Annotated in this window: 16 protein-coding genes; 2 read left to right on the top strand and 14 right to left on the bottom strand. The window is 32.4% G+C overall.

The window, feature by feature from the left end:
- Positions 1–118: 118 nt before the first annotated feature.
- The gene (locus DK442_RS06470; RefSeq protein WP_109435046.1) at positions 119–814 is read right to left on the bottom strand and encodes a LytTR family DNA-binding domain-containing protein; all 696 of its coding nucleotides are present in this window, start codon (positions 812–814) and stop codon (positions 119–121) included.
- Between the two features lie 2 nt (positions 815–816).
- Entirely contained in the window at positions 817–2,127 is a 1,311-nt protein-coding gene (locus DK442_RS06465; RefSeq protein WP_109435045.1) for a sensor histidine kinase, read from the bottom strand.
- Positions 2,128–2,332: 205 nt separating this feature from the next.
- Between DK442_RS06465 and DK442_RS06460 the strand changes: the two genes are divergently transcribed.
- Complete coding sequence (locus DK442_RS06460) at positions 2,333–3,202, top strand: ABC transporter ATP-binding protein (RefSeq protein ID WP_109435044.1); 870 nt, start codon at positions 2,333–2,335, stop codon at positions 3,200–3,202.
- Positions 3,203–3,226: 24 nt separating this feature from the next.
- Positions 3,227–6,799, top strand: a complete 3,573-nt coding sequence (locus tag DK442_RS06455; RefSeq protein WP_109435043.1) for a M1 family aminopeptidase — start codon at positions 3,227–3,229, stop codon at positions 6,797–6,799.
- A 32-nt stretch (positions 6,800–6,831) separates the two neighbouring features.
- Here the strand turns inward: DK442_RS06455 and DK442_RS06450 are convergent, their stop codons facing one another.
- The 12 genes from DK442_RS06450 to DK442_RS06395 form a co-directional block, all read right to left on the bottom strand.
- The gene (locus tag DK442_RS06450) at positions 6,832–7,701 is read right to left on the bottom strand and encodes an alpha/beta hydrolase (protein ID WP_109435042.1); all 870 of its coding nucleotides are present in this window, start codon (positions 7,699–7,701) and stop codon (positions 6,832–6,834) included.
- A 131-nt stretch (positions 7,702–7,832) separates the two neighbouring features.
- Positions 7,833–8,666, bottom strand: a complete 834-nt coding sequence (locus DK442_RS06445; protein ID WP_109435041.1) for a LytTR family DNA-binding domain-containing protein — start codon at positions 8,664–8,666, stop codon at positions 7,833–7,835.
- A gap of 172 nt (positions 8,667–8,838) precedes the next feature.
- The gene (locus tag DK442_RS06440) at positions 8,839–10,104 is read right to left on the bottom strand and encodes a hypothetical protein (protein WP_109435040.1); all 1,266 of its coding nucleotides are present in this window, start codon (positions 10,102–10,104) and stop codon (positions 8,839–8,841) included.
- 117 nt (positions 10,105–10,221) lie between these two features.
- The gene (locus DK442_RS06435) at positions 10,222–11,058 is read right to left on the bottom strand and encodes a LytTR family DNA-binding domain-containing protein (RefSeq protein WP_109435039.1); all 837 of its coding nucleotides are present in this window, start codon (positions 11,056–11,058) and stop codon (positions 10,222–10,224) included.
- Between the two features lie 73 nt (positions 11,059–11,131).
- Entirely contained in the window at positions 11,132–11,410 is a 279-nt protein-coding gene (locus tag DK442_RS06430) for a F0F1 ATP synthase subunit epsilon (protein WP_109435038.1), read from the bottom strand.
- Between the two features lie 97 nt (positions 11,411–11,507).
- A complete protein-coding gene (gene atpD, locus DK442_RS06425; protein ID WP_109435037.1) occupies positions 11,508–13,016 on the bottom strand; it encodes a F0F1 ATP synthase subunit beta in 1,509 nt (502 codons plus the stop codon).
- Positions 13,017–13,528: 512 nt separating this feature from the next.
- The gene (locus DK442_RS06420; RefSeq protein WP_109435036.1) at positions 13,529–15,016 is read right to left on the bottom strand and encodes a G-D-S-L family lipolytic protein; all 1,488 of its coding nucleotides are present in this window, start codon (positions 15,014–15,016) and stop codon (positions 13,529–13,531) included.
- 128 nt (positions 15,017–15,144) lie between these two features.
- Positions 15,145–17,916, bottom strand: coding sequence for a TonB-dependent receptor domain-containing protein (locus DK442_RS06415; RefSeq protein WP_109435035.1), 2,772 nt, complete (start codon positions 17,914–17,916; stop codon positions 15,145–15,147).
- A 227-nt stretch (positions 17,917–18,143) separates the two neighbouring features.
- Entirely contained in the window at positions 18,144–20,885 is a 2,742-nt protein-coding gene (locus DK442_RS06410; RefSeq protein ID WP_109435034.1) for a TonB-dependent receptor domain-containing protein, read from the bottom strand.
- Positions 20,886–21,204: 319 nt separating this feature from the next.
- Complete coding sequence (gene glmS / locus DK442_RS06405; protein ID WP_109435033.1) at positions 21,205–23,052, bottom strand: glutamine--fructose-6-phosphate transaminase (isomerizing); 1,848 nt, start codon at positions 23,050–23,052, stop codon at positions 21,205–21,207.
- Positions 23,053–23,068: 16 nt separating this feature from the next.
- On the bottom strand, positions 23,069–24,727 hold the full coding sequence (locus DK442_RS06400) for a DUF4270 domain-containing protein (RefSeq protein ID WP_160114071.1): 1,659 nt from the start codon (positions 24,725–24,727) through the stop codon (positions 23,069–23,071).
- Positions 24,728–24,747: 20 nt separating this feature from the next.
- A complete protein-coding gene (locus DK442_RS06395; protein WP_109435031.1) occupies positions 24,748–25,557 on the bottom strand; it encodes a glycogen/starch synthase in 810 nt (269 codons plus the stop codon).
- Positions 25,558–25,637 lie beyond the last annotated feature (80 nt).

Here is a 25,637-nt window from a genome sequence, read left to right as displayed (position 1 = left end):
ACCCTACACCTTTCAAAAGCTTAGCTAATTCTTAAGGCTACTTTACGTTAATATTGATAAAAGGTTATCTATATTAAATTAGTCTGAATATTTGAACGATCGAGTTTTTAATACTGTTTTAAAACAATCTGTTTTTCAAAATCGCTTTATACGATTGTCCTATAGGAATAACCGCTCCTTCTAACTTAATTTGATTCCCTACAATACTTTTAATTGAAAAAACACTCACCATAAAAGAGCGATGTACTCTTATAAATTGTTCTGTTGGTAGAATGGTTTCAAAATAAGAAATTGATTGATGGATAAGTAACATTTCATTTTGAAGGTATAATTTTACATAACTACCATAACTTTCTAAATATTTAATATCATCTAACTGAATATGATAAGTTTCTTTATCTCCTTTTAAAAAAATACTGGTATTAGTCGCCTCCTTGACAATTTTATTTTTCTTCAAAGAATGCTCTTTTTCTTTGATTACTTTGGTATATGCTTTTAAGAATCGTTCAAAAGAAAAAGGTTTTAATAAATAGTCACAAACTTCTAACTCATAACTTTCTACTGCAAATTCTGAATACGCAGAAGTAATTATAATCAACGGAGGGGAGGTTAACGTTCGTAAAAAATCCAAGCCTTTTAGTTTAGGCATTTCAATATCCAAAAAAATCAGATCTACTTGTTTTTTCTGCAAAAATGTTATTGCATCTATGGCATTATAACAATTCCCAATCAAGGTTAAATCACTTAGTGACACAGCATAATCTTCGATTATAGTATGCGCTATAGGTTCATCATCTACAATGATATAATTCATGTTTAGATATTAATTGTTAAACGTACGTTATAGGTTTCTTTCTGGATATCAAAATCAAGAGTAAATGCATTATTATATATAATCTCTAATCGTTTTTTCAGGTTTTCTAGTCCAATACCTTTAGAATCACTTTGAGCAGATTTATCATAATTATTAGAAACTTCAAACATAATCTGACGATTAGAAACTTCAAGATTTATATTGACGTAAGCTCCCTTCACTAAAGAATCTACTCCATGCTTAAATGCATTTTCTAACAATATTATAAATAATAATGGAGGAATCAGGATATCAGATTCTTGAATATCTTTATTAAAAGTAATTTCTACCTTTTCATGATGTCGTATTTGCTGAAGTTCTATATAATTCTCAAGATATTCGATCTCCTCTTCTAGTTTTACTTCAGATTCTTTCCCTTTATAAATTACATATCTCATAATATCGGAGAGTTTAAGAATAAGATCTGGAGCATCATCAGATTTACGTTTTGCAAGTCCGTATAAATTATTTAGGGTATTAAAAAAGAAATGCGGGTTTACCTGCTGTTTTAACAATGCTAACTCTGCTTTGGCTTTATCTGCTTTTAGATTTTGAAACCATTTCCATTGATCATACAGCCACAATACTATGAACAAGGGTATAGGAAACAAAAAAATTATAAATAAATCGAGATTTTCTTCATGGGTTCTGGTACCTAAAAAAGCTATAACCAAATAAAACAACACTAACCCTCCTCCATAGAGTCCGATAATCAACAATCTGTATTTTTGAAAAAATCTTGGTGCCAAAATATAAAATACTCCCAACCAAAATAATGTCAATAAGGAAAAAGTAATTGGGTTATCAGGCACTCTCATATAGTCATCTATTATTAACATAACAATAAAAATGATAGCAAGGATTATCATTTTTATCAAGATAGACTTACGTTCTTTTAATAATGTAATTGTGTTTTTATTCTTATACTTCTGTAAAAACCATGACCAAAGAATGTAAAAACTGCTTATAAACAATAAAAACATACAACTGATCCCTAACACTCTATAATCCATTAATTTCCCCAACATAAATCCTATCAGAGAGATTGTCCAACTGGCTATCATCCAATAAAAAATCCTATCTTTTCTATGAAAAAATGCAGCGTGTACAATAATAGAAATAACTAATCCCCAAAATATAAACCCCAATACATTAACTAGTATTTCTTCAGAATCGATACGAATAAAATCAACATACTTAAGGCCTTCAATTATAAAAAAGAGAAGTATAAATCCAAATGGGATAGCTCTATATTTCTTTAAAAATCCAATCATAACTCAAAAATAATAAACCTATACATATCACAATAGTTATATGTACAGACGCTATCAAAATACAAACGAACTCGTCATTTTTTTTGATTAATCGTATTTATTGTGTTTTTCAAAGTATCTGTTCAATTCTATTTGTATTCATATAAATTATTGGGTTTCTCTTCCAACTCAATTTATGTTCGTGTCAGAATCAAAATTAATTGGTATGAACACATTACAAATAAAAAATGTATCAAAAACCTATGCTAACGGCGTAAAAGCATTAGATACTATTTCACTAACTATTCATAATGGTATGTTTGGCTTGTTAGGACCAAACGGAGCAGGTAAATCTTCTTTAATGCGAACAATTGCGACTTTACAAGAACAGTCATCGGGAGACATCTTGTTTAACGGAATTGATATTATTAAACAACCTCAGGAATTGAGAAATCAATTAGGATACCTCCCACAGGAATTTGGAGTATATCCAAAAATTTCTGCGCAAAAACTCCTGGATCACCTTGCTATTTTAAAGGGTATTATTAATAAAAAAGAACGCAAAGAACAAGTAGAAGCCTTATTGCAACAAACAAATCTATACCAGCATAGAAAAAAAGCAGTATATACTTTTTCTGGCGGAATGCGACAACGATTTGGTATTGCACAAGCATTATTAGGTAATCCTAAGTTGATTATTGTAGATGAACCAACAGCTGGTCTGGATCCTGAAGAGCGTAATCGATTTCTAAATTTATTAAGTGAAATAGGAGAACACATTATTATTATTCTATCTACTCATATTGTAGAAGATGTAAAAGATTTATGTGCTAATATGGCTATCATGAGTCAGGGTAAAATAATTACAAAAGGTATTCCTACTCAATTAACAGAGAAATTACATGGCAAAATCTGGCACAAGATCATAGAAAAACAAGATCTAAAAAGTTATCAAACTGCTTTTAATGTCATTTCTACCCGACTAATATCTGGCAAAACGCAACTTCATGTTCTTGCAGATGAAAAACCAGAAGCCGGATTTGAACCTATTAATCCGGGATTAGAAGATGTGTATTTCAGCACGTTACAAGCATAAATTAATTACAAAATAAACACGATTATGTTTACTCAACTTTTTCAATTCGAATGGCGATATCATTCCAGGCAATTATCATTCTACATGTTTTCTATTGCATTTTTCTTTTTTGGATTTTTCATGTCATCAAAAGGTAGATTAGGAAGTTCAGAATTAATTAAAAGTAATGCTCCATATCAAATTAGTTTTTTTATTGGAATGTTTAGCCTGGTATCTGTTTTTGCGATTATGTTCTATTGCGTGCATGCAATCATTAGAGACCAACAATATCATACAGAAGGCATTATCTATACTACTTCTATCAAAAAACATCATTATTATTGGAGTCGGTTTTTGGGAGTATTTTTGGTTAGCCTTATTGTATTTACTTTAGCACTTGTGGGTTTTGGAACAGGAACATTTTTCCCCACTTCCCCAGACCAATTTGCTCCCTTTAAGATTATACATTATTTATCTATTTGGACAACCCTACTATTTCCCAATTTATTTATTCTTACTGCTTTATTATTCTCAATTTCTGTATTTTCTAGAAAAGCATTAACCATCTATATCGGTGCTGTTCTTATTTATGCTTTATATTGGGGGTGTTCTATATTTCTCAACTCTCCTATGCTTGCCCAGGCTGTACCACCTTCTCAAGAAAATATGGTTATTGCTGCATTAGCCGATCCATTTGGATTATCTGCTTTTTTTGAGCAAACCATGTATTGGACTCCTTTTCAAAAGAATACTCAACTTCTATCCTTTTCTGGATATTTTCTTTGGAACAGAATAATCTGGATCTCGCTTTCAATACTTCTTTTGGGAACTACATATAAACTGTTCTCCTTTAGAAAAAATGCTCAAAAAGCAAAAAAAAATGAAGACGTTTTAGAAAGAGTACATCAGAAAAAATTGTACACTCCAGTTTTGACATTTGCAAAAACCAGAAAAGCACAATGCTCTAGTTTTTTATCCCTCACAAAATTAGAGCTAACAAACATTTTTAAGAGCTTACCCTTTATTGCAGTACTTTTGATATGGATTTTGATCGCTATAACCGAAATTTATAATAGGATTTATGAAGGTGGTTTTTATCATGATAGTTTATATCCTTCAACATCATCATTAATTGAATTGATAAGTGAACCACTACCTATTTTAAGTCTAATTCTTATTATTTTCTATAGCGGAGAATTAATATGGAAAGAACGAAATTTAAATTTTAACGGTATTTTAGACACGACTCCTGCATCAAACAATATCTTTTTTTTCTCAAAATATGTTGCACTACTCGTATTACCATTATTATTAATTATCACTTCTATTCTAGTTTCTATAAGTTTTCAGATTGCTGGAGATTATTATGATTTTGAATGGCAACAATACATTAATATGTTCTACTTTCAGGGTACTGAGATGATTTTTTATGGCGTTTTGACACTCTTCATTCAAAGTATAGTATCCAACAAATACATAGGAATGTTTCTTTCTGGAATTCTTATTTTTTTATTAGGAAGTTCGCTAAGTAGTTTTATTGGGATAGAACATCCACTACTTCAACTAGGAAGAACATCTAAAGTAATATACAACGATATGAATGGCTATGGATATTACCTAAAACCCTTTAATTATTATGCTTTATATTGGATAACACTTGCAGGAATTTTGGTAGTACTAGCCTTCAAATTATGGAAACGAGGAATCATCGCTAGTGCAAAATTCAGAATACGATTACTTTTTTCGAATTGGACAACACTCCAAAGAAGTATTGTTTTTGTATTAGCTCTACTTTTTATTAGTTCTGGAAGCATAATTTTTTTTAATGTCAATATTATAAATGGTTATGTTTCTTCTCATAAGGAATTAGATTTAGCCGAAGCTTATGAACGTAAATTTAAACAATACGATTCGCTTGAAGAATTGTATCCCATCCATCTAAAAACAGCCGTGGATATCTATCCCGATGAGAAAAAATACACAGTAAAAGCTGATTATATCTTAAGTAATAAAAGTGACACTAAGATTACTACTGTTTTTATATCTCCAAGAGAACCATTACAATCCGTATTTTTAGAAAATGCCGTATTGATTGAATATGATTCTATTTTCAAAACACATCTGTTCAAATTAAAAAATCCTTTATTGCCTGGTCAGCATTTAAAATTTAAATATGAGCTCATCATAAAAAATGATGGTTTCGAAACTCGAAATTCTATTGTAAAAAATGGCAGCTATATTTTACATTCCTCCTTTGAACCATCTTTGGGATACAGAAGAAGTAAGGAAATTAAAAATTCTAGCGAACGAATAAAGCGTGGGTTACCAAAATTAGAAGAAGAAATCATAAACAATACTAATTTACATGCAAAACCTGATAACCTTATTGGTCGTGTTCCTTTTGAAACCATAGTATCAACACAGACAGATCAAATCGCTATTGCACCAGGAAATCTTATTAAAAAATGGAAAGAGGGTCACAGAAACTATTATCACTATAAGACACATGGTAAGATATCTCCTTTACTTGGATATTTTTCTGCCCGTTACGAAGTACAACAAGAAAAATATAATGGTATCAATATAGAACAATATTTTCATCCAGAGCATCAGATGAATATCACTTCGGCTATGAATGCTAGTAAAGAGACATTAGAGTATTGTACTCAAAATTTTGGTGATTATCCTTTTGATCATCTTCGTATTGCAGAAATTCCTGCACATTGGTCCTTTGGAGGACAGGCTATGCCAGGAACCATAAGTATGGTCGAAAACAACTTTTATTTATTGGATCAACGTGATCCTGAAGTTTTTGACCTGGTAGCCAAACGTACTATTCATGAAGTAGCACACCAATGGTGGGGACACATACTAACACCCAAAATGACTCAAGGGGGAGGTTTTTTTACAGAAGGGTTAGCCAAATACACAGAAATGGTAGTAATGGAGAAGTATTACGGAAAAGGTGCTTTGTGGAATTTATCAGAAACATCTAATAAACGATATTTTACAGGACGTTCATACACTTCAGAACTAGAACCTCCTATCTATTTATCAGACGGACAAAGCTATCTCCAATATGGCAAAAATTACACTGTATTACTAGCGCTCAAAGAGCTTATTGGAAGTAGAAAAATAAATACTATACTTCATAAATTGGTGTCTAAATTTGGAAATAAAGAAGAATTTGAAATTATTACCTTGGATTTTCTTGAAGAAATTTATCTGGTAACTCCTACAAAATATCACACCCTAATTGATGATTGGTTTAAGCGTATTATTATTTATGATTTAAAAATAGAGAACACTTCATACAAAGAACTAAAAAGTGGAAAATACGAAATTACGCTAGATGCAGTAACCAAACGATTTGAAACCAAAAATCAGGGTAAAGATGTAGAAATTTCGATTCAGGAACCTATCCAAATAGGATTATTTAGAAAACATCCTAAAAAGATCAAAGTGGGTGATGATATCTTATATTTAGAAGCGTATCATTTTGACAAAGAGAATTCTCAAATAAAGATTATTGTTGATGAGATTCCTAAATACATTAGTATTGATCCTTACGGAACGCGACTAGATAAAAACAGAATTGATAATATAAAGCATTTATAAATCTTAGTATAGTTAGAAACTCCAAATGCTAATTAATTAGCATTTGGAGTTATCATTTTCTCGATTTTTTTTATGTATTCATCTTCATAATCAAATATTCCTCGAATATGTTTTCCTTGTATTTTCCAAAATTCAGTATTTGATTTATTTGAAGCTTCATAAAGTTTCTTTCCTAAGACATAAGGTACTTCTGTATCAACTGTACTATGAATAATTAGTACAGGTTTTGTAATGCGTTTTATTTCTTTTTCTGCTGGAAAATCATTGTTCATTAAAAGAGGTACAATCCATTTAAAGTTTTCGAGATGTAAAGCGTTTGCATATACCTTACCAATATCAGGAAAGGAACTAAATGTACCTTCTACAATAAGACCTCTAATGTTTTCTTGTCTTTCTGCTGCATTCATTACTGCAAAAGCACCTCCTAGTGATTGTCCCCAAATAATAATAGGTTTATCGATGACGTCTTCGTGCTTTATTATCTCATCAAAAACAAATAATGCGTCTTCTTTTAAGATACGAGAATTGTCTGCACTACCCGTGGACTTTCCAAAATCTCTACGTTCAAAACTAAATACCTGAAACCCTCTTGAAAGTAATGTTTTATAATACTTTAAGGATGTCTGTAAATGCATTCCTTTACCTGCGTAATGAAAAATAGTTCCTTTTGAATGAATCGTATCTGTCTTAAAAAGCACTCCGTGTATCTTAGCATGATCATCCATTTTAAAATAGTATTCTTCATAAGTGAATACTGTTTTAAGAGTATCATAACCTACATCATTAGTTTTATAAATTATTGTATCTGTATATCTTGAAAATCGAATATACAAGGTGCTTAAGAGCAAAACAGTAATAATGATTACAAATGATCCTTTAATTATTTTACCAAATTTCCTCATAATTTATTATTGCTATCATAGATTGATTACAAATAAAAGAGGTCATACATTGTAAAAAAAATGAAAGTGGGTAGTCTGTCTTTTTTGTGGTTAACGCATATTTTTTGTGGTGAAATACTAAAAAACTGTGGCTAATTAATAGTCTTTTTTACACTTTCAAAATAAGTTTTAGAAACAGGAATAGCATTATCAATATTTTCTAACAGAAGTTTTGCATTCTGCGAATTTCCCTTAAGAGATTTCATAAATTTAGGATTAACAAGATAAGATCGATGGGTTTGCAACAAGAAAGAAAGTTGCTTTTTCGTATTAGAAAGTGTATTTCGTAGTATTTTTTCTTTTACTACTTCCTCATCTTTATAGAAAATTATTACATAATTATCTTCGGATTTAACATAGATAACTTGCGATGTCACGACTTCAAAGATTTCTTTTTTCATCGTTCCTTGTAGAAGAATTGTTTTCTTTTTGGATTCTTCATTTTCTATTGTACTAACTACATAGTCCTTGATAATGTTCTTTTTACTTGCATACCGATGTCTAAAAAAAAGAGCAAGAACAAATAATATTAATCCAAACCCCAGGAACATATGCTTAAACCAAAATAGAAACAAGCTTAAAGTAAGATGTTCGGGTCTTTTGTTTATAATAACTTCTGTATATATAAAAGCTAAAGTAATTGCTACAGAAAGGTATAAGATGCAAAAAAATAATTCCTCGACCCATTTCCATATTTTAAAACTCTCATAATACCATTTGGATAAAAGATGAAAAACAATATATACTATAAAACAAATCACTCCATACCCTATAAAATACAGGTTTTTATACGGGTTACTAAAGTTATTTGATCCAAATGGTTGTAAAAAAACAAGTATAAAAACCACGATAAAACTTAGGATCGAAGCAATCAAAAAATGATTTCGAAAAGAAGTTGAATATGGAAAAGGGTTACTTAAAAACATAAAAAATCCCTGTTAACTAATAACAGGGATTAAATATATTGATTTTAAAAAGATCTAAAGTTCTTTCTAGCTTAATCTGCTAGTACAATTACTTTATTTATCTTTCATTTCGATAGTTCCTGAGATAATAGAAAGTAGCTTCATCACTAAATAAAATAATACTACTTTAAGCTTATTCATTAGGTCTTGCAGCACCAGAATTCCTAATTAAAATAACATACTGAGCATAATCTGTTGTATTATATTCTGGATCTATCTCTATTTTTTGATTTTTAAGAAATGGTAAAATCATACTAAAATTGAGCAATCTGTCTGAATCAATGTAAGGGCTATTTCTTCCATCCAGTTTATATATATTAGTCGTATTGGGAGTAGAAACTCTTTTTAGATCCTTGATACCGTGTTGATAATACACAAATATGGACTCACAAGAATAATCTAATTCACTCCATATCTTACCAGTACGCAAAAAATCAGGAAGCGCATCACTTGGCATTATCATTTTACTATCGACATAAGTCATAGCCATAGAAACCATATTTTCTCCAATGGTTAACCCAGACATTTTTATTTTATTTGCTAATGGCTCTATCCCATTTTTTAGTGGTGCTTGTAACACATGACCTAAACCGTAATAAGCATATATTTTCTCATCTGCCAAATTAAATTGTTGGTATATTTCTTTAAAATTTTTAAAAATTTTCTCCTCACGTCCTTTATCCTTCGACATTTTTAAATTTTTAAGAATATGCCAATAATCAAAATATGAATCCCCTAATATTTCACCTGCTTTTTCTAATGCTAATTTATCTTTTAACATTTTTTCAGCATAAACAATCAAATCATCCTGAGTATTCATATTAAATTCTAAATCTTGATGTAAAGTTGTATTTTTAATGATCTTTTTAAGATGTTCTTTTGCTAAATCATAATCAGCAATAGCGTCACATCCCAAAATGTGAATTTTATAAGCTTCAGAAAGCGTTTTATTGTATGCATAGAGGTTTCTCCATTTATCAAAATAATCTCTATTATCTCTAGCTTGAATTGGTATAAACTTCTTTAGACTATGTGATAACAATGAGTCATTACCTGTTTTGAGATATCTATTTAAAAAATAAGCTTGACTATAGTCCACTTCTGCCATATAATAACGCATACCTGTTTTCTGATGTAAATGCTTAAAAAGATTATAATCTATTTCTGGGGATTTAGCGATACCGTGTACTTCACCAATCATAAACAATTGATGAGTATAAAAATCTGTATCAAATGAAAAATCAGAATCTTCGTTGAATTCAAATTGATATTTTTCTAAATAACTTACGTACGTATTTCCTTTAATATACTCTGAAAGATGAAAAACACCTATTCCAATATAAAATATACAAATGCTACTTATAATAAATATGCCTAAAAATTTAAATACTCGCTTCATGTCTTTTGTTTTAATTCATTCCTAAAAACAAAGAAAAAGGAACATAAATAAGTATAAAATTTTATGTGGCTAAGGGATTAAAATAGGGATTAAAGCTATTTTGATGCGGTAAACTGACTAGGTTTTGTGGCGAGAAGATAAGGTGTTTTTTATATTTTTATACTGTGATTTTGAGACCGGAAGCTGTTCTTCTAAATAATCCAAGCTTAATGTTGACTTTTGAGAGTTACCATTGATCTGTTTTATATAATTGATATTTACCAAATATGATCGATGAATTCTAGTTAAAAAGTTCCCGGTATCTTGAACATTACTAAGCGTATTCCTTATAATTTTTTTATGCGTTTTTTTATCATCATCTAGATAATAAAATTGCACATAATTATCTAGAGAGCTTACATATATCAAAGCATTTTGTGGAACTACAAGTTCTTCTTTTCCTGAATAATCAGTAAATGAAACTAATGTTTTCTCCTCTAAAATATTACTATTGGGAACAACTTCTTTCCCCCCTAATTCTTTAATCATTATGTATCTTAAAAGAAGTATAGGTGCTTCAACTAGTGGTAATATTGGCAAGCAAATATAGAATATAAACAATAGTAATGTATATATAGAGTAGCTTCCTGAAGAAAAAACATATGTATGATAAAAATATCCCATTAGGATTCCAAAAAAACCCGATCCTAATCTAAAAGCAATTTCATTCCCCCAATTCCAAGAATTATATTTTTTGAAATACAGGTTTTCTAAAAAATGAAAAATTAGATACCCTATAAAAACAAAAATACTATATCCAAAAAGTAATAGATTCTTAAATTGATGCTGAAAATATACTGTTTCAAAAGGCTGAAGAAAGATTAGAATAAATGCCAATATACAGCCCCCTATACCTGCAATTATAAGGTGAATTTTATATAGTTTTGTAAAAGGAAAAGGTTTATTCAAAAACATAAAAAAATCCCTGTTAATTAAATAACAGGGATTAAATATATTGATTTTAAAAAGATCTTAAGTACTTTCTGGCTTAATCAGCCAATACAATTACTTTATTATCTTTCATTTCGATAGTTCCTGAGGTAATAGAAAGTAGTGTTACTCCGTTTTCACCTTTAGTGAATTTATTAGCAACTTCTTCTTCCAAATTCATATCCCCATACACTTTTACATTTCCTTTTCCTAACAAAGAAATAATAGGTGCGTGATTATCTAACATTTGAAATTCTCCATCTACTCCTGGCACTGCAACCGAGGTTACTTCACCACTAAATAAAACTGCTTCTGGAGTTACTATTTCTAAATACATAGACAAATTTGTTTGTCATCCTGAACTTTTTTCAGGATCTTATTATTACTTAATTTTCGACAAAAAATACTGAAACAAGTTCAGCATTAGCTTCGGTTTATGCTTCAGCTAACATTTTCTCACCAGCTTCAATAGCTTCTTCGATTGTACCTTTAAGGTTAAATGCAGCTTCTGGTAAATGATCCAATTCACCATCCATAATCATTGTAAATGCTTTGATAGTATCTTTGATATCTACTAAACATCCAGGAATACCAGTAAATTGTTCCGCTACATGGAATGGCTGAGATAAGAAACGTTGAACACGACGTGCACGTCCCACTGCTAATTTATCTTCTTCAGATAATTCTTCCATACCAAGGATAGCAATAATATCTTGTAATTCTTTATAACGTTGCAATAGCTCTTTTACTCGTTGTGCACAATTATAATGCTCATCTCCTAAAATATCTGCAGAAAGAATTCTAGAAGTAGAATCTAAAGGATCTACTGCTGGATAAATACCAAGTTCTGCAATTTTACGAGATAATACCGTTGTTGCATCTAAGTGAGCAAATGTTGTTGCTGGTGCTGGATCGGTAAGGTCATCTGCAGGTACATAAACTGCTTGTACAGATGTAATCGATCCTTTCTTTGTAGAAGTAATACGTTCTTGCATTACACCCATTTCTGTTGCTAAAGTAGGTTGGTATCCTACGGCAGATGGCATACGTCCAAGTAATGCTGATACCTCAGAACCAGCCTGGGTAAAACGGAAAATATTATCTACGAAGAAAAGTACATCTTTTCCTTGTCCGTCTCCCGCTCCATCACGGAAATATTCTGCTATTGTAAGACCAGAAAGTGCAACACGTGCACGTGCTCCTGGTGGCTCATTCATTTGTCCAAATACGAAAGTAGCTTTAGATTCTTTCATCACTTCTTTATCCACTTTGGATAAATCCCATCCTCCACTTTCCATAGAATGCATGAAGTCATCACCATATTTGATAATCCCAGATTCAAGCATCTCACGAAGAAGGTCATTTCCTTCACGAGTTCTTTCTCCAACACCTGCAAATACAGAAAGACCACCATGACCTTTTGCTATATTGTTAATCAATTCCTGGATCAATACGGTTTTACCAACTCCGGCACCACCAAATAATCCAATCTTACCTCCTTTTGCATAAGGTTCAATAAGATCAATTACTTTAATCCCTGTAAATAAAACTTCTGTAGAAGTTGATAAATCTTCAAATTTTGGAGCGTTACGGTGAATAGGAAGACCAGCTTCACCAACTTTTGGAAGATCTCCTAAACCATCAATTGCATCTCCAATTACATTAAATAAACGTCCATATACATCTCCTCCAATTGGCATTTGGATAGGAGCTCCTGTTGCAACTACTTCCATCCCTCTGCTTAATCCATCACTGGAATCCATTGCAATAGTACGTACAGTATCTTCACCAATGTGAGACTGAACCTCTAACACTAGTTTGCTACCGTCTGTTCTGTTAATTTCTAACGAATCATAAATTTTTGGTAATTCAGTACCAGCAGCGAATTCTACATCGATAACCGGACCTACAATTTGAGATACTTTACCTGTAACTTTAGACATTATATAACTATTTAATGTTTAGTATTTAATTATAGTAAAAAAATCAGGTATCCAACTGTACTGAATACTAGCTTTTTTCAGGCTGCAAATATAGTCTTTTAAAATGAAAAAAATAACTCATTTTCTTTTGTTTTTTTAGAGGCATACTTTACTTCTTCTTTAAGCCTTAAAAACACTACTTTTTTAGTTGCTTTACAATGACTTTGAATTGTTTATGAATTAATTTTTACTTATATCTGGTTTACTTGTTTTTAAATAAACTAAACTTAATAGAGACGTATACCGTAGCATTGAGTTGTACTATTTCCGGTTTATCATTTTAATTTTGATCGAATATTTTAATAAATGCAGCTGTATATGAATTTTCAGTTTCAAGTATAGCATCTCATTATTTTCGATGTATTAAAAAAGGAATGTACTCAAAAACTACTTCAATAAACAGCTTAAAAAAACCACTTTGGAAGTATATGTCCAAAGTGGTTTTTTAAAAGAAAATTATATTATCTATTATTTTACTGCAACATTGCTGGCGAATAAAATGTTGGATAATCCACTGCCTTTACTAACGGTAAGTTAGAATTATATGTTGTATTTATTTCTTCAATAGCTTTATTAGCTAAGAATGCATACCCTCTTGCCGTAGGATGTACTCCGTCTAATGAAAAAGCACCTCCAAAAACCAAATTATCATTCAAGAAAAATTCATCAAATGGCACTCCATTTTCGCTTTCAGAAATTTGATCAAGAAGCATATTTGCATCTACAAACGCCAAACCTGCTTGTTGTACTGCCGAACTTATCACTGTATTAAAAGCTGTTGTTGCAGCAGCAATCTCTTGTTGCTCTGCTGGTATCAATACCCATTTATCTTCTAAAGGAACTGAAACCCCATTAATCAATTGTGGATTCCCTCCAACTGTTGTACCTATAAAAGAAGAACTTGGCAACACCAATAAATCTTCAGCTGTAGCTTGTCTATAATTTGGCAAACCTGTCAAACTAGTTAAACTTTCGTCTTCAATTGCTACTGCATTTTGTCCCTCTTTAAACTCGATTGTTCTAGCTTTTCTTTCTGCTTCATCAATTGCACCAAGACCTTCTGCATTTAACAATCCTGCATTATACAATGCATATGCCTGATTAACCGCCATAGCAGTAGCAGCATCCAAAGGAACTGGATTATATGGAACTGTAGTAAAGTGTGGTATCGAAGTTACGTTTGGAATATTAAATGCAACTCCTTTTGCTCCTCCAGAAGTTAACGTAGTTACTAACCCATTATATGCATTAGTAAACATGGTTTGATCAGTTATAGGGTCTGTACCATCTCCTCCTGATAAAGCGTACCCCAAAACATCATTATTTCCAATCCATAAAGAGAAAAATGTTGGGTTTTGCGCCATCGCATCTCCCAATACAGAAGCTGTAGCACTAGAAGCAATTCTTACAAAATAAGGATTTGCCAAGCTTGGCAACCCTGCAGCATTACCATATCCATCTGCTAATAGATGGAAGCTTTTAGCTCCCGGAATACCCATATTATTAAATGGTCCAGACAGCACATTAGTAATTTCTGTTGTAGGTATTTCTGGAGTATTATCTTCTGGAGTAGTTCCTAATAATCGTGGTCCAGATTCGTTAGGAGGTTCTGGATTAGGGTCACTATAAAAATAAAATCGAGGATTCAAAGCTGGCATCCCACCTATTAATGCTCCTCCTATATTATCACTCATTAAGGGTTGTGTAAAGTCTCCTCCTCCCGCAAGAGCAAATTGGTTTGCTAAAATATTTGACATCGAATTTTCTTGCCCCGCAATAAATAATGCTCCATCAGTAAATCCTGCTGTCAAAGAATTTCCCAAAGAAACATATGTTGAAAAATCTGCGTCACCTGAAGTAATTACTACTTCTTGCATTGTTGTAGAAGCATCATCGTCTGAGTCACAGGAAATACATCCAAAAATTAGCAGAAGTATTAACCATTTATATTGAGTATTCATCTGTTCTTTTTTATTTGTTTTTACTTATCAGATTGAAAATCGTTATTATGTGTATGTATTTAAAGCAACATATTTCACATAGCCTTTTTCATATCTAAATTTCTTTAATAGAATTCATTATTATTTTCTTACAAGTTGTTTATTGTTAACCCAATGTAGTACTGAGATCCTATAAACCCTGTTCCAAATGCAGTAAAATATTCATCTCCTCCTATATTTGTTGCTCCTGCCTTAAGTGTAGTTTTTAGTTTTGGAATTTTATAATTTATCTGTGCATCTATAACAGAAAAAGAAGGAATGTTTCCATCTCCAAAAGCAGCTTCCCAAAAATAGCTATCGCTCCATCTATAACTCGTATTAAATCCAAAATTCTTAAACACATTAGTATGTCCCAGAGTACCTTTCACTTTATGCTTAGGGGTATTAAAATTAGTTCTGAAATCAGGATCCTCATCTCTATCAAAATCTTGTTCTGTAAATGTATAGTTGACTCCTACATCAAAACCATGAATTTTGGTAGTAACACCTACGGTTGCTCCCAAGGATTTGATATCAACATCAGAGTTTGTATACGCCTGATACACCTCAAAATCTCTGTTATCTAATGCTGCTAACGCAGTCAAATCTCCACTTGCAATATCTGATACTTGACCATAATACGGAACAATAACATTTTGTGTAGAGATAAAATCTTTATACTGATTATAGTATCCACTTATATCAATTATAAATTTTTTGACCTTTCCTCTATATCCCACTTCAAATGCTGTGATTTTTTCTGGTTCTACGAGATTTGCACCAGAAGCTACTGGCGCTCCATTTTCTACGGAACTTGCAGAAAAAGAATTCTCATATGCTGATCTACCAGTTATAGTCACCGTATCAGATCCTATAATACCAACACCAGCTCCACTCACATCATCAAAAACCCTTACATCTCTATCCAAATTATCTTCTGCAGAACCTACCAATACTGCTCGCCCAACATTCAAACCAATATACAAATCCTGAGTAGTAGGATTTCTAAATCCAGTTTGTACAGAGGCACGAATATTATGATTTCTATCTTCTCCCACTGTATATCCTACAGATAATCTTGGAGAGAAATTACCATCAAATAACTGTGACTTATCATAACGTACAGATGCGGTAATCTTTAGTCTTTCATCGGCAAGTTTCTTTTGAGCTTGTGTATATATCCCAAATTCTGAATAACGAATAGGGCCATCAAAATCTGTAAAAATTGTTCCTGAAGAATTTAACTTATATTCTCTAAATGAACCCCCTACCTGTATATCAGCAAAATCTGAAGTAATATGACTAAAGTTATAATTAACATCCACATGTCTTAGTTGAGTAGCATCTTGAAATTTTGAACCTGTTGCCAAATCAGCATCATTAGTTACGGCCTCAAAAGCTTGTTGAAATTCTGGAGTACCTGGTAATATACGTCCTGTATCAGCGGTTTGTCTTGCCAAGGCGTGTGCTTGTTCTGGCAAAACTCCTGCCAGCGTCGCCTGTACAAAAGCTCCTGCATATTCTCCAAACCAAGTAGGGTCATCTTTCCATGATCGGTTGATATTTATCCCTGTAAAACGTGTGTCATATGAGTCTCCAGCACTTTCATCTGTCAAATATCCTCTTACAAAGAAATTGTTGTTTTTAAATTCTATTTTATGTTGTTGCAAGAAAAAATTACGAATTGAATACCTGTTAGCTCCTTGGTAAATTGTAGTTCCTCGACCTACTTTTCCATTATAAATTATTTCAAAATCATTAGCGAACGGTCTATAATGTAAAGCAGCATCAAACTTTATACTTTCTGCATTGTATGCATTTAAATCCTGTTCATCATATCCTGTTCTACTAACATTCTCATCTGGCAATAGATTTTCTGCTCCAGGAGGTAAAATCCCTCTACCCACAAGTAGTTCTCCAACACCTCTTATATTTACACTCACCTCATCACCATACACATTAAGACCATCATAATTAGGGTCTGATCGATCTGTAGCGGTATCTAAAACATTAACTGTATTTGTCGCAAACCAGTCTGTTCCTCGTAGATAAGAGAAATTCGCTTTTGCTGCAAATTTATCAGAAAACTTATGCGCGAGCCTAATTCCATAATCATAGAACTCATTATCTCCAGCGGCATCTTGTGAGGTAATTCCTCCTTTAAAATAAGCACTGATTCCTTGATGATCAAATGGATTTTTACTGGTCATAAATAGGATTCCGTTAAAAGCATTTGCACCATATAATGCAGATGATGCTCCTGGCAATAGTTCGACACTATTCACATCCAATTCTGTCATCCCTAAAAGATTTCCTAAAACAAAATTAAGAGCAGGAGATGTATTATCCATTCCATCTACTAATTGCACAAAACGAGTATTTGCAAAATCAGCAAAACCTCTGGTATTGATTGATTTAAAAGTTAAACTATTGGTATTAATATCAACTCCTTTTAAATTTTCCAGCCCATCATAGAAATCAACCGAGGTTGTATTTTTAATTTCTTTTATTCCAAATCGTTCTACACTTACGGGGGATTCGAATATACGTTCTGGTGTTCTTGAGGCAGAAACAATTACTTCATCAAGTTCGGTACCTTCTTTTAAAGTAATGACTAAATCGTCAACTGAAGAAGAAATATCAATTGAAGAAGATTCAAATCCAACAGTACTTACTACTATGGTAAAAGGCGGAGAATTTTCTACTGTTAAAGAAAAAAGCCCATCAAAATCGGTAACTGTGCCCACTCGAGCACCTTCTAATGCAATGTTAGCTCCTGGAATTGGTTGATTACTTTCATCAACTACTTTTCCTTTAATTGTTGTTTGTGCAGTAGCAATAACACCTACCATTAGCATTATCACTAATGTAATTTTTTTCATACCCCTGAGTTTTAATAGTTATGATAACAATATACGTTTTTTTAGTAATTTTTCAATAAAATAGCCAAAACTTTGTGTTTTTATGATAAAAAAAACTATTATTTAAATTTATTGATAATTAAAAACTTCATTTATCACAATTCTTTTTTTTAAACTTTTGTGGAAACAAAAAAGCCTGTCTGATAAAAATCAAACAGGCTTTATAAATTCTAAGAATTTTTTCCTTCCTATAGGTTGTTTATTATTAAACCTACATAGTATTGAGAACCAATAAATCCAGAACCAATAGCTGTAAAGTACTCTTCTCCTGTAATATTATTAGCTCCTATTTTTAATTTAGTTTTTAGTTTAGGAATAGCATAGTTAATCTGCGCATCAACAACGGTAAAAGAAGGGATCATTCCTGTTCCAAAATCAGATTCCCATAAATATTCATCACTCCATCTTCCACTCACATTGAAACCAAAATTCTTAAACAACTCATCTTTACCAAACGTTGCCTTTACTCTATGCTTAGCCGTATTAAAACCACTCACAAAATCAGGATCTTCATTTTGGTCAAAATCTTGCTCTGCAAAAGTATAATTCACGCCTAAATCAAAACCTTTTATTTCAGTTGTAACACCAGCAATGAAACCATACGAACTAATATCTACGTCAGAGTTAGTAGACGCTGTAAATATTTTTCTAGTTTGAATATTTGCAGCAGCGGTAGCAGCAGCAGCTTGTTCTGCTGGCGTACCATTTACTCTACCTACACCTGGAACTATTACATTTTCATTAGCAATAAAATCCTCATATTGGTTATAGTATATACTACCATCTAAAATAACAGATCCAAATTGTGCTCTATACCCAACCTCGTACGCAGTAATTCTTTCTGGTTTTACAATATCAATATTTGCAGCAGTAGGATTTCCTTCAAGTACTGATCTAGCAGAGAATGAATTCTCATATGCATCTCTTCCTGTAATTTGGTTACCAGAAGGATCTTGTATAACATATCTATCAAGGTTATCTGGCGCAGAACCAAGTAAGGCATTTGCACCGATATCTAACCCAATATATAAATCTTGAGTAGTTGGATTTCTAAAACCTGTTTGTATTGACGCACGAAGATTACGATTTCTGTTCGCTCCTAAAGTATATCCCACAGAAAATCTCGGAGAAAAATTACCATCAAATAGTTGAGACTTATCATAACGTACAGAACCGGTAATTTTTAACCTGTCATCTAATAATTTCTTTTGAACTTGAGTATATACTCCAAATTCTGAATATTTAATAGGTCCGTTAGCATCTGTAAAAACAGTACCAAAAGAATTTAGCTTATACTCTCTAACAGAACCACCTACTTGAATATCTGCAAAATCTTTAGTAATATGACTAAAATTATAGTTAGCATCTGCATGTCTAAATTGTGATTCATCTTTTACTCTAGATCCTTCTGTTAAATCAGGATTAGAGGTTACAGCATCAAAAGCTGTATTAAATTCAGGAGTTCCCGGAATCAAACGACCAGTTTCAGCAACTTGTCTTGCAGCTACATGTGCTTGTTCTTCTGATCCAGTAGCACCTAAAGCCGTAAGATAAGCTCCGGCATATTCTGCAAACCATTGATTATCGCCCTTCCATGCTCTGTTAACATTTATACCTGTAAAACGAATATCATATGAATCACCAGCATCTGAAGCAGTCACATATCCTCTTACAAAGAAATTATCGTTTTTGACTTCTAATTTATGTTGTTGTGAAAAGAAATTTCTTAATGATGTTCTATTAGCATCCTGAGTAACTGTAGTTCCTCTACCAAATCTTCCATTATAAATAATCTCAAGATCATTTGCGAACGGTCTATAATGTAACGCTGCGTCAAATTTTAAACTCTCTGCATCATTTCCGTTAAGATCTGCTTCATTATAACCCGTTCTACTTACCAATGTATTTGGCAAAAGACTTGCTTGAGCAGGAGTTAAAAATCCGCCTTCCACTAATTGAGCACCAACTCTATCTAAAGTCTGAGCGACAACATCTCCATACACATTCACCCCATTATACCCAGGATCATTTTCTCTTGTTGAATTTGGATTAGATAAATCTTGTTTATCAGCAGCCAACCAATCAGTTCCTCTTAATATAGATAAATTCACTTTGGCAGCAAACTTATCTGAAAAAGCATGTGCCATTCTTACTCCATAATCATAAAACTCATTGTCTCCTGCTGCTTCTTGAGAAGTAAGACCACCTTTTGCATAAGCACTGATTCCTTGATGATCGAATGGACTTTTACTGTTCATAAAAAGTATCCCGTTAAATGCATTCGCACCATATAATGCTGAAGATGCACCAGGTAGTAATTCTACACTTTGCACATCCAATTCACTCATACCAATAAGGTTTCCTAACACAAAATTAAGTGCTGGCGCTGTATTATCAATACCATCAACTAATTGTACAAATCTTGTATTTGCAAAAGTTGCAAAACCTCTAGTATTAATTGATTTTAAGGTCAAACTATTAGTGTTAATATCCACACCTTTTAAATTTTCAAGACCACCATAAAAATCTGCAGAAGCTGTATTCTTTATTTCTTTTACACCAAATCTCTCAATACTTACTGGTGATTCAAATAATCGTTCAGGAGCTCTAGATGCAGAGATAACTAATTCATCAAGAAAAGTTATTTCTGTTAACGTAATGGTTAAATCACCTGAGCCAGAAGTAACGACAACGGTACCAGTTTCAAAACCAACACTACTGACCTCCAAGGTAAAAGGATACGCTTTACTGACAGTCAAAGAAAAATTTCCATCAAAATCTGAAATAGTCCCCTCTGTAGTACCTTTTAATGCAACACTAACTCCAGGAATAGGTTGATTGAATTCATCTACAACTTTACCGTTGATAACATTTTGCGCAGTACTAATGACTCCAACAAAAAGCATAAACACTAATATAATTGTTCTCATAAAATAGATTTATTAATCAAGTTAACTTTACTATGCATGCATAGTAAAAATATAAATTAAGGTCGCAAAATTAACCCTTTTTTATTAAAATCAAAGAAAAATATGTTTTTTATCGAAAAAAAACGCATTTAACCGATTTAAAAAGTTAACAAAACTATAATGAATTAAATTTTATAGGATTTAAAATTTTAAAAAAAATAATCATTTGGGTTTTTCTACTACTAATGTAAGTGTGCAAGAAAACATCTATTTCTTGTCATAAAAAAAGACCACCTTGAATAGGTGGTCTTTTTTGAAATTCTTTTTTATAATAGATATATTATTCTACTGTTACCGATTTTGCTAAATTTCTAGGTTGATCCACATTTTTACCAAGCATAACTGCTATATGATACGACAATAATTGTAGTGGTATGGTAGTAAGGAGCGGGGCCAAAAACTCTTCCGTTTCTGGTATCTCTATTACATGATCCGCTAATTCTTTTACAGTCACATCTCCTTCGGTAACTATACCTATGATTTTTCCTTTTCTGGATTTAATCTCCTGAATATTACTTACAACCTTGTCATAATGACCTTTTTTGGTTGCAATTACTACAACAGGCATTTGTTCATCAATTAATGCAATTGGTCCATGCTTCATTTCTGCAGCCGGATATCCTTCTGCATGTATATATGAAATCTCTTTTAACTTTAAGGCTCCTTCTAATGCTACCGGGAAATTAAATCCTCTACCTAAGTATAAGAAGTTCTTTGCATTCTTATAAGTATCTGCGATAAATTTAATATGGTCATTTGACTCTAAAGCTAACTTTACTTTTTCAGGAATTCTTTCTAATTCCTGTAAATAGTAATGAAAATCACTATTTGAAATTGTTCCTTTTCTTTCAGCTAGTTTTAGGGCTATCAAAGATAGAACGGTTATTTGTGTTGTGAATGCTTTTGTAGAAGCCACTCCGATTTCTGGTCCTGCATGTGTATATGCACCTGCATGAGTTTCTCTAGAAATAGAAGACCCCACAACATTACAAACTCCAAAAACAAAAGCTCCATTTTCTTTTGCTAATTTGATTGCAGCCATTGTATCAGCAGTTTCTCCACTCTGAGATATTGCTATCACCACATCATCCTGATGAATAACAGGATTTCTATATCTGAATTCTGAAGCATACTCTACTTCTACTGGTATACGAACCAATTCTTCAAAAATATATTCTGCAACCAAACCTGCGTGCCAAGAAGTACCACAAGCTATAATGATAATACGCTTAGCATTTAAAAGCTTAGCCAGGTTATCATCTATTCCTGCCATTTTTATAATTCCATCAGCCACCCGCATTCTACCTCTATAGGTATCACTTATAGCGTTAGGTTGTTCATAAATCTCTTTAAGCATGAAGTGATCATATCCACCCTTTTCTATCTGCTCCAGATTAATTTGCAGCTCCTGTAAATAAGGATCTACCAAACTATCATCTTTAATGTTCCTTACTTTTACTCCTTTATTTCTACGAACTATTGCCATTTCTCCATCTTCAAGATAAATAGCATTATTTGTGTATTCTATAAAAGGAGAAGCATCCGAAGCGATGAAAAATTCATCTTCACCCACTCCTATTGCTAACGGACTTCCTAATCTGGCAACAACAATCTCATCGGGTTTTTGTTTATCAAAAACAGCGATTGCGTATGCACCTACGGTTTGATTAAGTGCAATTTGAACCGCTTTACCTAATTTTACATTTTCTTTAGTTTTTACATCCTCGATAAGATTGACCAATACCTCGGTATCAGTCTCAGATGTAAACGAATACCCTCTATTTATCAATTCTTTCCTAAGGGCATCATAATTCTCGATTATACCATTATGTATAATCACCAAATTCCCAGAATTAGAATAGTGTGGATGAGAATTTACGTCGTTAGGCACTCCATGTGTAGCCCATCTTGTATGACCAATCCCTATATTTCCTTCTAAAGGAATCTCTTTTACTATTCGTTCTTCAAGATCTGCAACTTTGCCTTTGGTTTTAGACAATTTAATATCATTACCGTCATATAAAGCGATTCCTGCAGAATCGTATCCTCTATATTCTAATCTTTTTAATCCTTTTAAAACAATTGGATAGGCTTCTCTATGGCCTATGTACCCTACTATTCCGCACATGATTTAAGTTTTTTTGTTAGTTGTTTTTTGATGCTGTATAAAAAATATCCAGTTTTAAACGTTTAGACTCAGGAACACTTGCTCCATTTCCATAGAGAACTGTCCCTTCATGGGAAACTATTGACGAGGTGGGGATCACCTCATTATTAGTGATAGGGGTATCACCGATTGAACTTGTTATTATGTTTACATTTTGAGAAACTGATAATCCGAGTTTTACATTATCAAATTGATCATTCAGGACATTTAAGATATACTGTGTAATACGTATTCTATAAAACTCTCCATTACCATCTGAATCTCTACTAATTCGCCCTAAGTGATTTGTTCCAGAAACAATTGGAAAATCAGCAGTTATAGATGGGTCCACAAGATAGTCTACGAGCACTTCTCCCGTTTCTGTATTAAAAATAAAGATTCTTTCTGGTTCAGTAACTCCTGGCAAAACTTTATCTTGATTAATATAAAATTTAAGACTTGCATCGTTTATTAACCAATCTTGTCTTTTTAGAAAACTAAGCTCATTTTCTTCTTCTCCATTTTCATTAATAACATTACCCCCGAACAAATCTATCACTGCATATGATCCTGCACCTCCTTTTAGGTATAAATCAGCCTCTCCATTAGTCGAATCTTGGTTTTCAGGAAGTAATTCGTCTGCGATAGTCGGATCAAAATCGGTTTTTATAGAATTCATGATAATATTAGAAAAACCTAAGGCCAATTCTCCATCATCTCTAATTGCAGAACCATCATCTGCCGTAGTAGTCGTATCAAAACTATAATGTAATGTTAGCTGTGCTCCAGCAGTATTAAGGTACAACAGATTTCCTGTATCATTTACAGGTTCTGCCTTAATATAAATTCCTCTAAAGTAGTTTCGAAAATTATTCACATTACTTAATTCTATACTACCTTCTTTATCCAAAAACAATGTTTTAAACTGTGCTACAACCTCATCAGAAAACTTAACTCTTAGTCTTGGAGATACACGTTCACGGTTTTTTGTCACCGTACCATCAGCAGCAGTTGTTTCTGTTGTTAAAATAATCTCTTCTTCAGAAGGTACAAAAGCAGTATTAGTATGCAATAAAGTTCCTTCTACTTCTGGTCCAAAATTAGTCTCGATATCGTCAGAATAATACACTTGTCTATCATTAGAAGCTGGATCAAAATCTCTTAAAAAGTAATCTGATTTATAAATTGAAAGCCTAAATGGCGAATCTCCGTATATAGAATCCAGTCTATATGTAGTTGCCGTTTCAGTAACCGTTTCACTTATCGCAACTGACGTAGTCCCCGTAATAGTACTAGAATAGGGTAGACTAAAAACAACACTATCCAAGACCGCATTAGTTCCAAAACTTGGGCTAAATTGAGATGGTTGAACCTGGGATAAGATACTATATACCGATTGACCGTATACCGGATCGTTATATACTCCCAATATATTAGAATGAATTGCTCCTTGTAAATCACGAGGCAGGCTATTTGTACGTACTCTGTCAAATTTTCTACTAAACGCTACGGGAATCGCTGTATATTGATTGTCTTCAAAATTAACATCTCCTATAACCTCACTACCAACTGTATTAAAATCGTCATCACAAGACAAAAAGGTAGAAACAACAGCTACTATAACTGTAGTTCTAATTAAAATGTTCTTCAATTTCATAAATAATTTCATCGTTTTGCTTATACCAACACTTCCGTTTGATAGAAAGCTTCATAGGCATCTGCAAATTCATCTGGTTTTTTATATTCTAAAACTGGTTGGTCTATAGTCTTTAAGTGTTCTACAAGTTCTGCCGGAATTTCTTCAGACCCTACAATTATAGCATCAGAATTATCAACAGCCACCTTCATAAGATTACTATATGTTGGTTTTGCCAAATCACTTATTTTTTCTTCATCTATTCCGTCAAACTTCACTTTTTCCATCATTTTCATATCCAAGGTACCTTCGTATCCATGGTTATATACCGAAGTTACTATTTTACTATGACCAAAAAGTGGTTCATTAGCATAATAGTTTTTCAAGTATAGCGGTAGGAGTGAAGCAAGCCAACCGTGTACATGAATTACATCTGGCGACCAGTTTAACTTTTTAACCGTTTCAATAACCCCTTTGGCAAAAAAGATTGCTCGTTCGTCATTATCAGGAAATAATTTTCCTTCTTCATCTGTTAAAGTTGCCTTCCTTTTAAAATAATCTTCATTATCAATAAAGTAAACCTGCATCCGCTCTTTTGGAATAGAAGCCACTTTAATGATAAGAGGCATATCTAAATCATTAATAACTAAATTCATACCCGAAAGTCTTATCACCTCATGCAACTGATGCCTTCTTTCATTAATATTACCATATCTAGGCATAAAAATTCTTATTTGACCCCCTTTGCTATTTACCATTCTTGGCGCTTCAAAAGACATAGATGAGATTTCAGTCTCTGGTAGGTAAGGTATTACTTCTGATGATACATACAATATCCTCTTATCTTTCATATAATCGATACTTTTATCGTCCTCCTTTTGGAATTAATTTTGCAAAATTACGAAAATTTATGCAGTCTGCCAGTAATATC

Origin of the sequence: Aquimarina sp. AU119, assembly GCF_900312735.1 — a bacterium.
GTDB lineage: Bacteria > Bacteroidota > Bacteroidia > Flavobacteriales > Flavobacteriaceae > Aquimarina > Aquimarina algiphila.
This window is presented reverse-complemented; position numbering and strand designations above follow the sequence as displayed.

Coding starts and splice junctions, on each gene's coding strand:
- DK442_RS06415 (WP_109435035.1), bottom strand. CDS start 17,916: ATGAAAAAAATTACATTAGTGATAATGCTAATGGTAGGTGTTATTGCT.
- DK442_RS06455 (WP_109435043.1), top strand. CDS start 3,227: ATGTTTACTCAACTTTTTCAATTCGAATGGCGATATCATTCCAGGCAA.
- DK442_RS06440 (WP_109435040.1), bottom strand. CDS start 10,104: ATGAAGCGAGTATTTAAATTTTTAGGCATATTTATTATAAGTAGCATT.
- DK442_RS06460 (WP_109435044.1), top strand. CDS start 2,333: ATGAACACATTACAAATAAAAAATGTATCAAAAACCTATGCTAACGGC.
- DK442_RS06435 (WP_109435039.1), bottom strand. CDS start 11,058: ATGTTTTTGAATAAACCTTTTCCTTTTACAAAACTATATAAAATTCAC.
- DK442_RS06395 (WP_109435031.1), bottom strand. CDS start 25,557: ATGAAAGATAAGAGGATATTGTATGTATCATCAGAAGTAATACCTTAC.
- DK442_RS06470 (WP_109435046.1), bottom strand. CDS start 814: ATGAATTATATCATTGTAGATGATGAACCTATAGCGCATACTATAATC.
- DK442_RS06450 (WP_109435042.1), bottom strand. CDS start 7,701: ATGAGGAAATTTGGTAAAATAATTAAAGGATCATTTGTAATCATTATT.
- glmS (WP_109435033.1), bottom strand. CDS start 23,052: ATGTGCGGAATAGTAGGGTACATAGGCCATAGAGAAGCCTATCCAATT.
- DK442_RS06400 (WP_160114071.1), bottom strand. CDS start 24,727: ATGAAATTGAAGAACATTTTAATTAGAACTACAGTTATAGTAGCTGTT.
- DK442_RS06445 (WP_109435041.1), bottom strand. CDS start 8,666: ATGTTTTTAAGTAACCCTTTTCCATATTCAACTTCTTTTCGAAATCAT.
- DK442_RS06410 (WP_109435034.1), bottom strand. CDS start 20,885: ATGAGAACAATTATATTAGTGTTTATGCTTTTTGTTGGAGTCATTAGT.
- DK442_RS06430 (WP_109435038.1), bottom strand. CDS start 11,410: ATGTATTTAGAAATAGTAACTCCAGAAGCAGTTTTATTTAGTGGTGAA.
- DK442_RS06465 (WP_109435045.1), bottom strand. CDS start 2,127: ATGATTGGATTTTTAAAGAAATATAGAGCTATCCCATTTGGATTTATA.
- DK442_RS06420 (WP_109435036.1), bottom strand. CDS start 15,016: ATGAATACTCAATATAAATGGTTAATACTTCTGCTAATTTTTGGATGT.
- atpD (WP_109435037.1), bottom strand. CDS start 13,016: ATGTCTAAAGTTACAGGTAAAGTATCTCAAATTGTAGGTCCGGTTATC.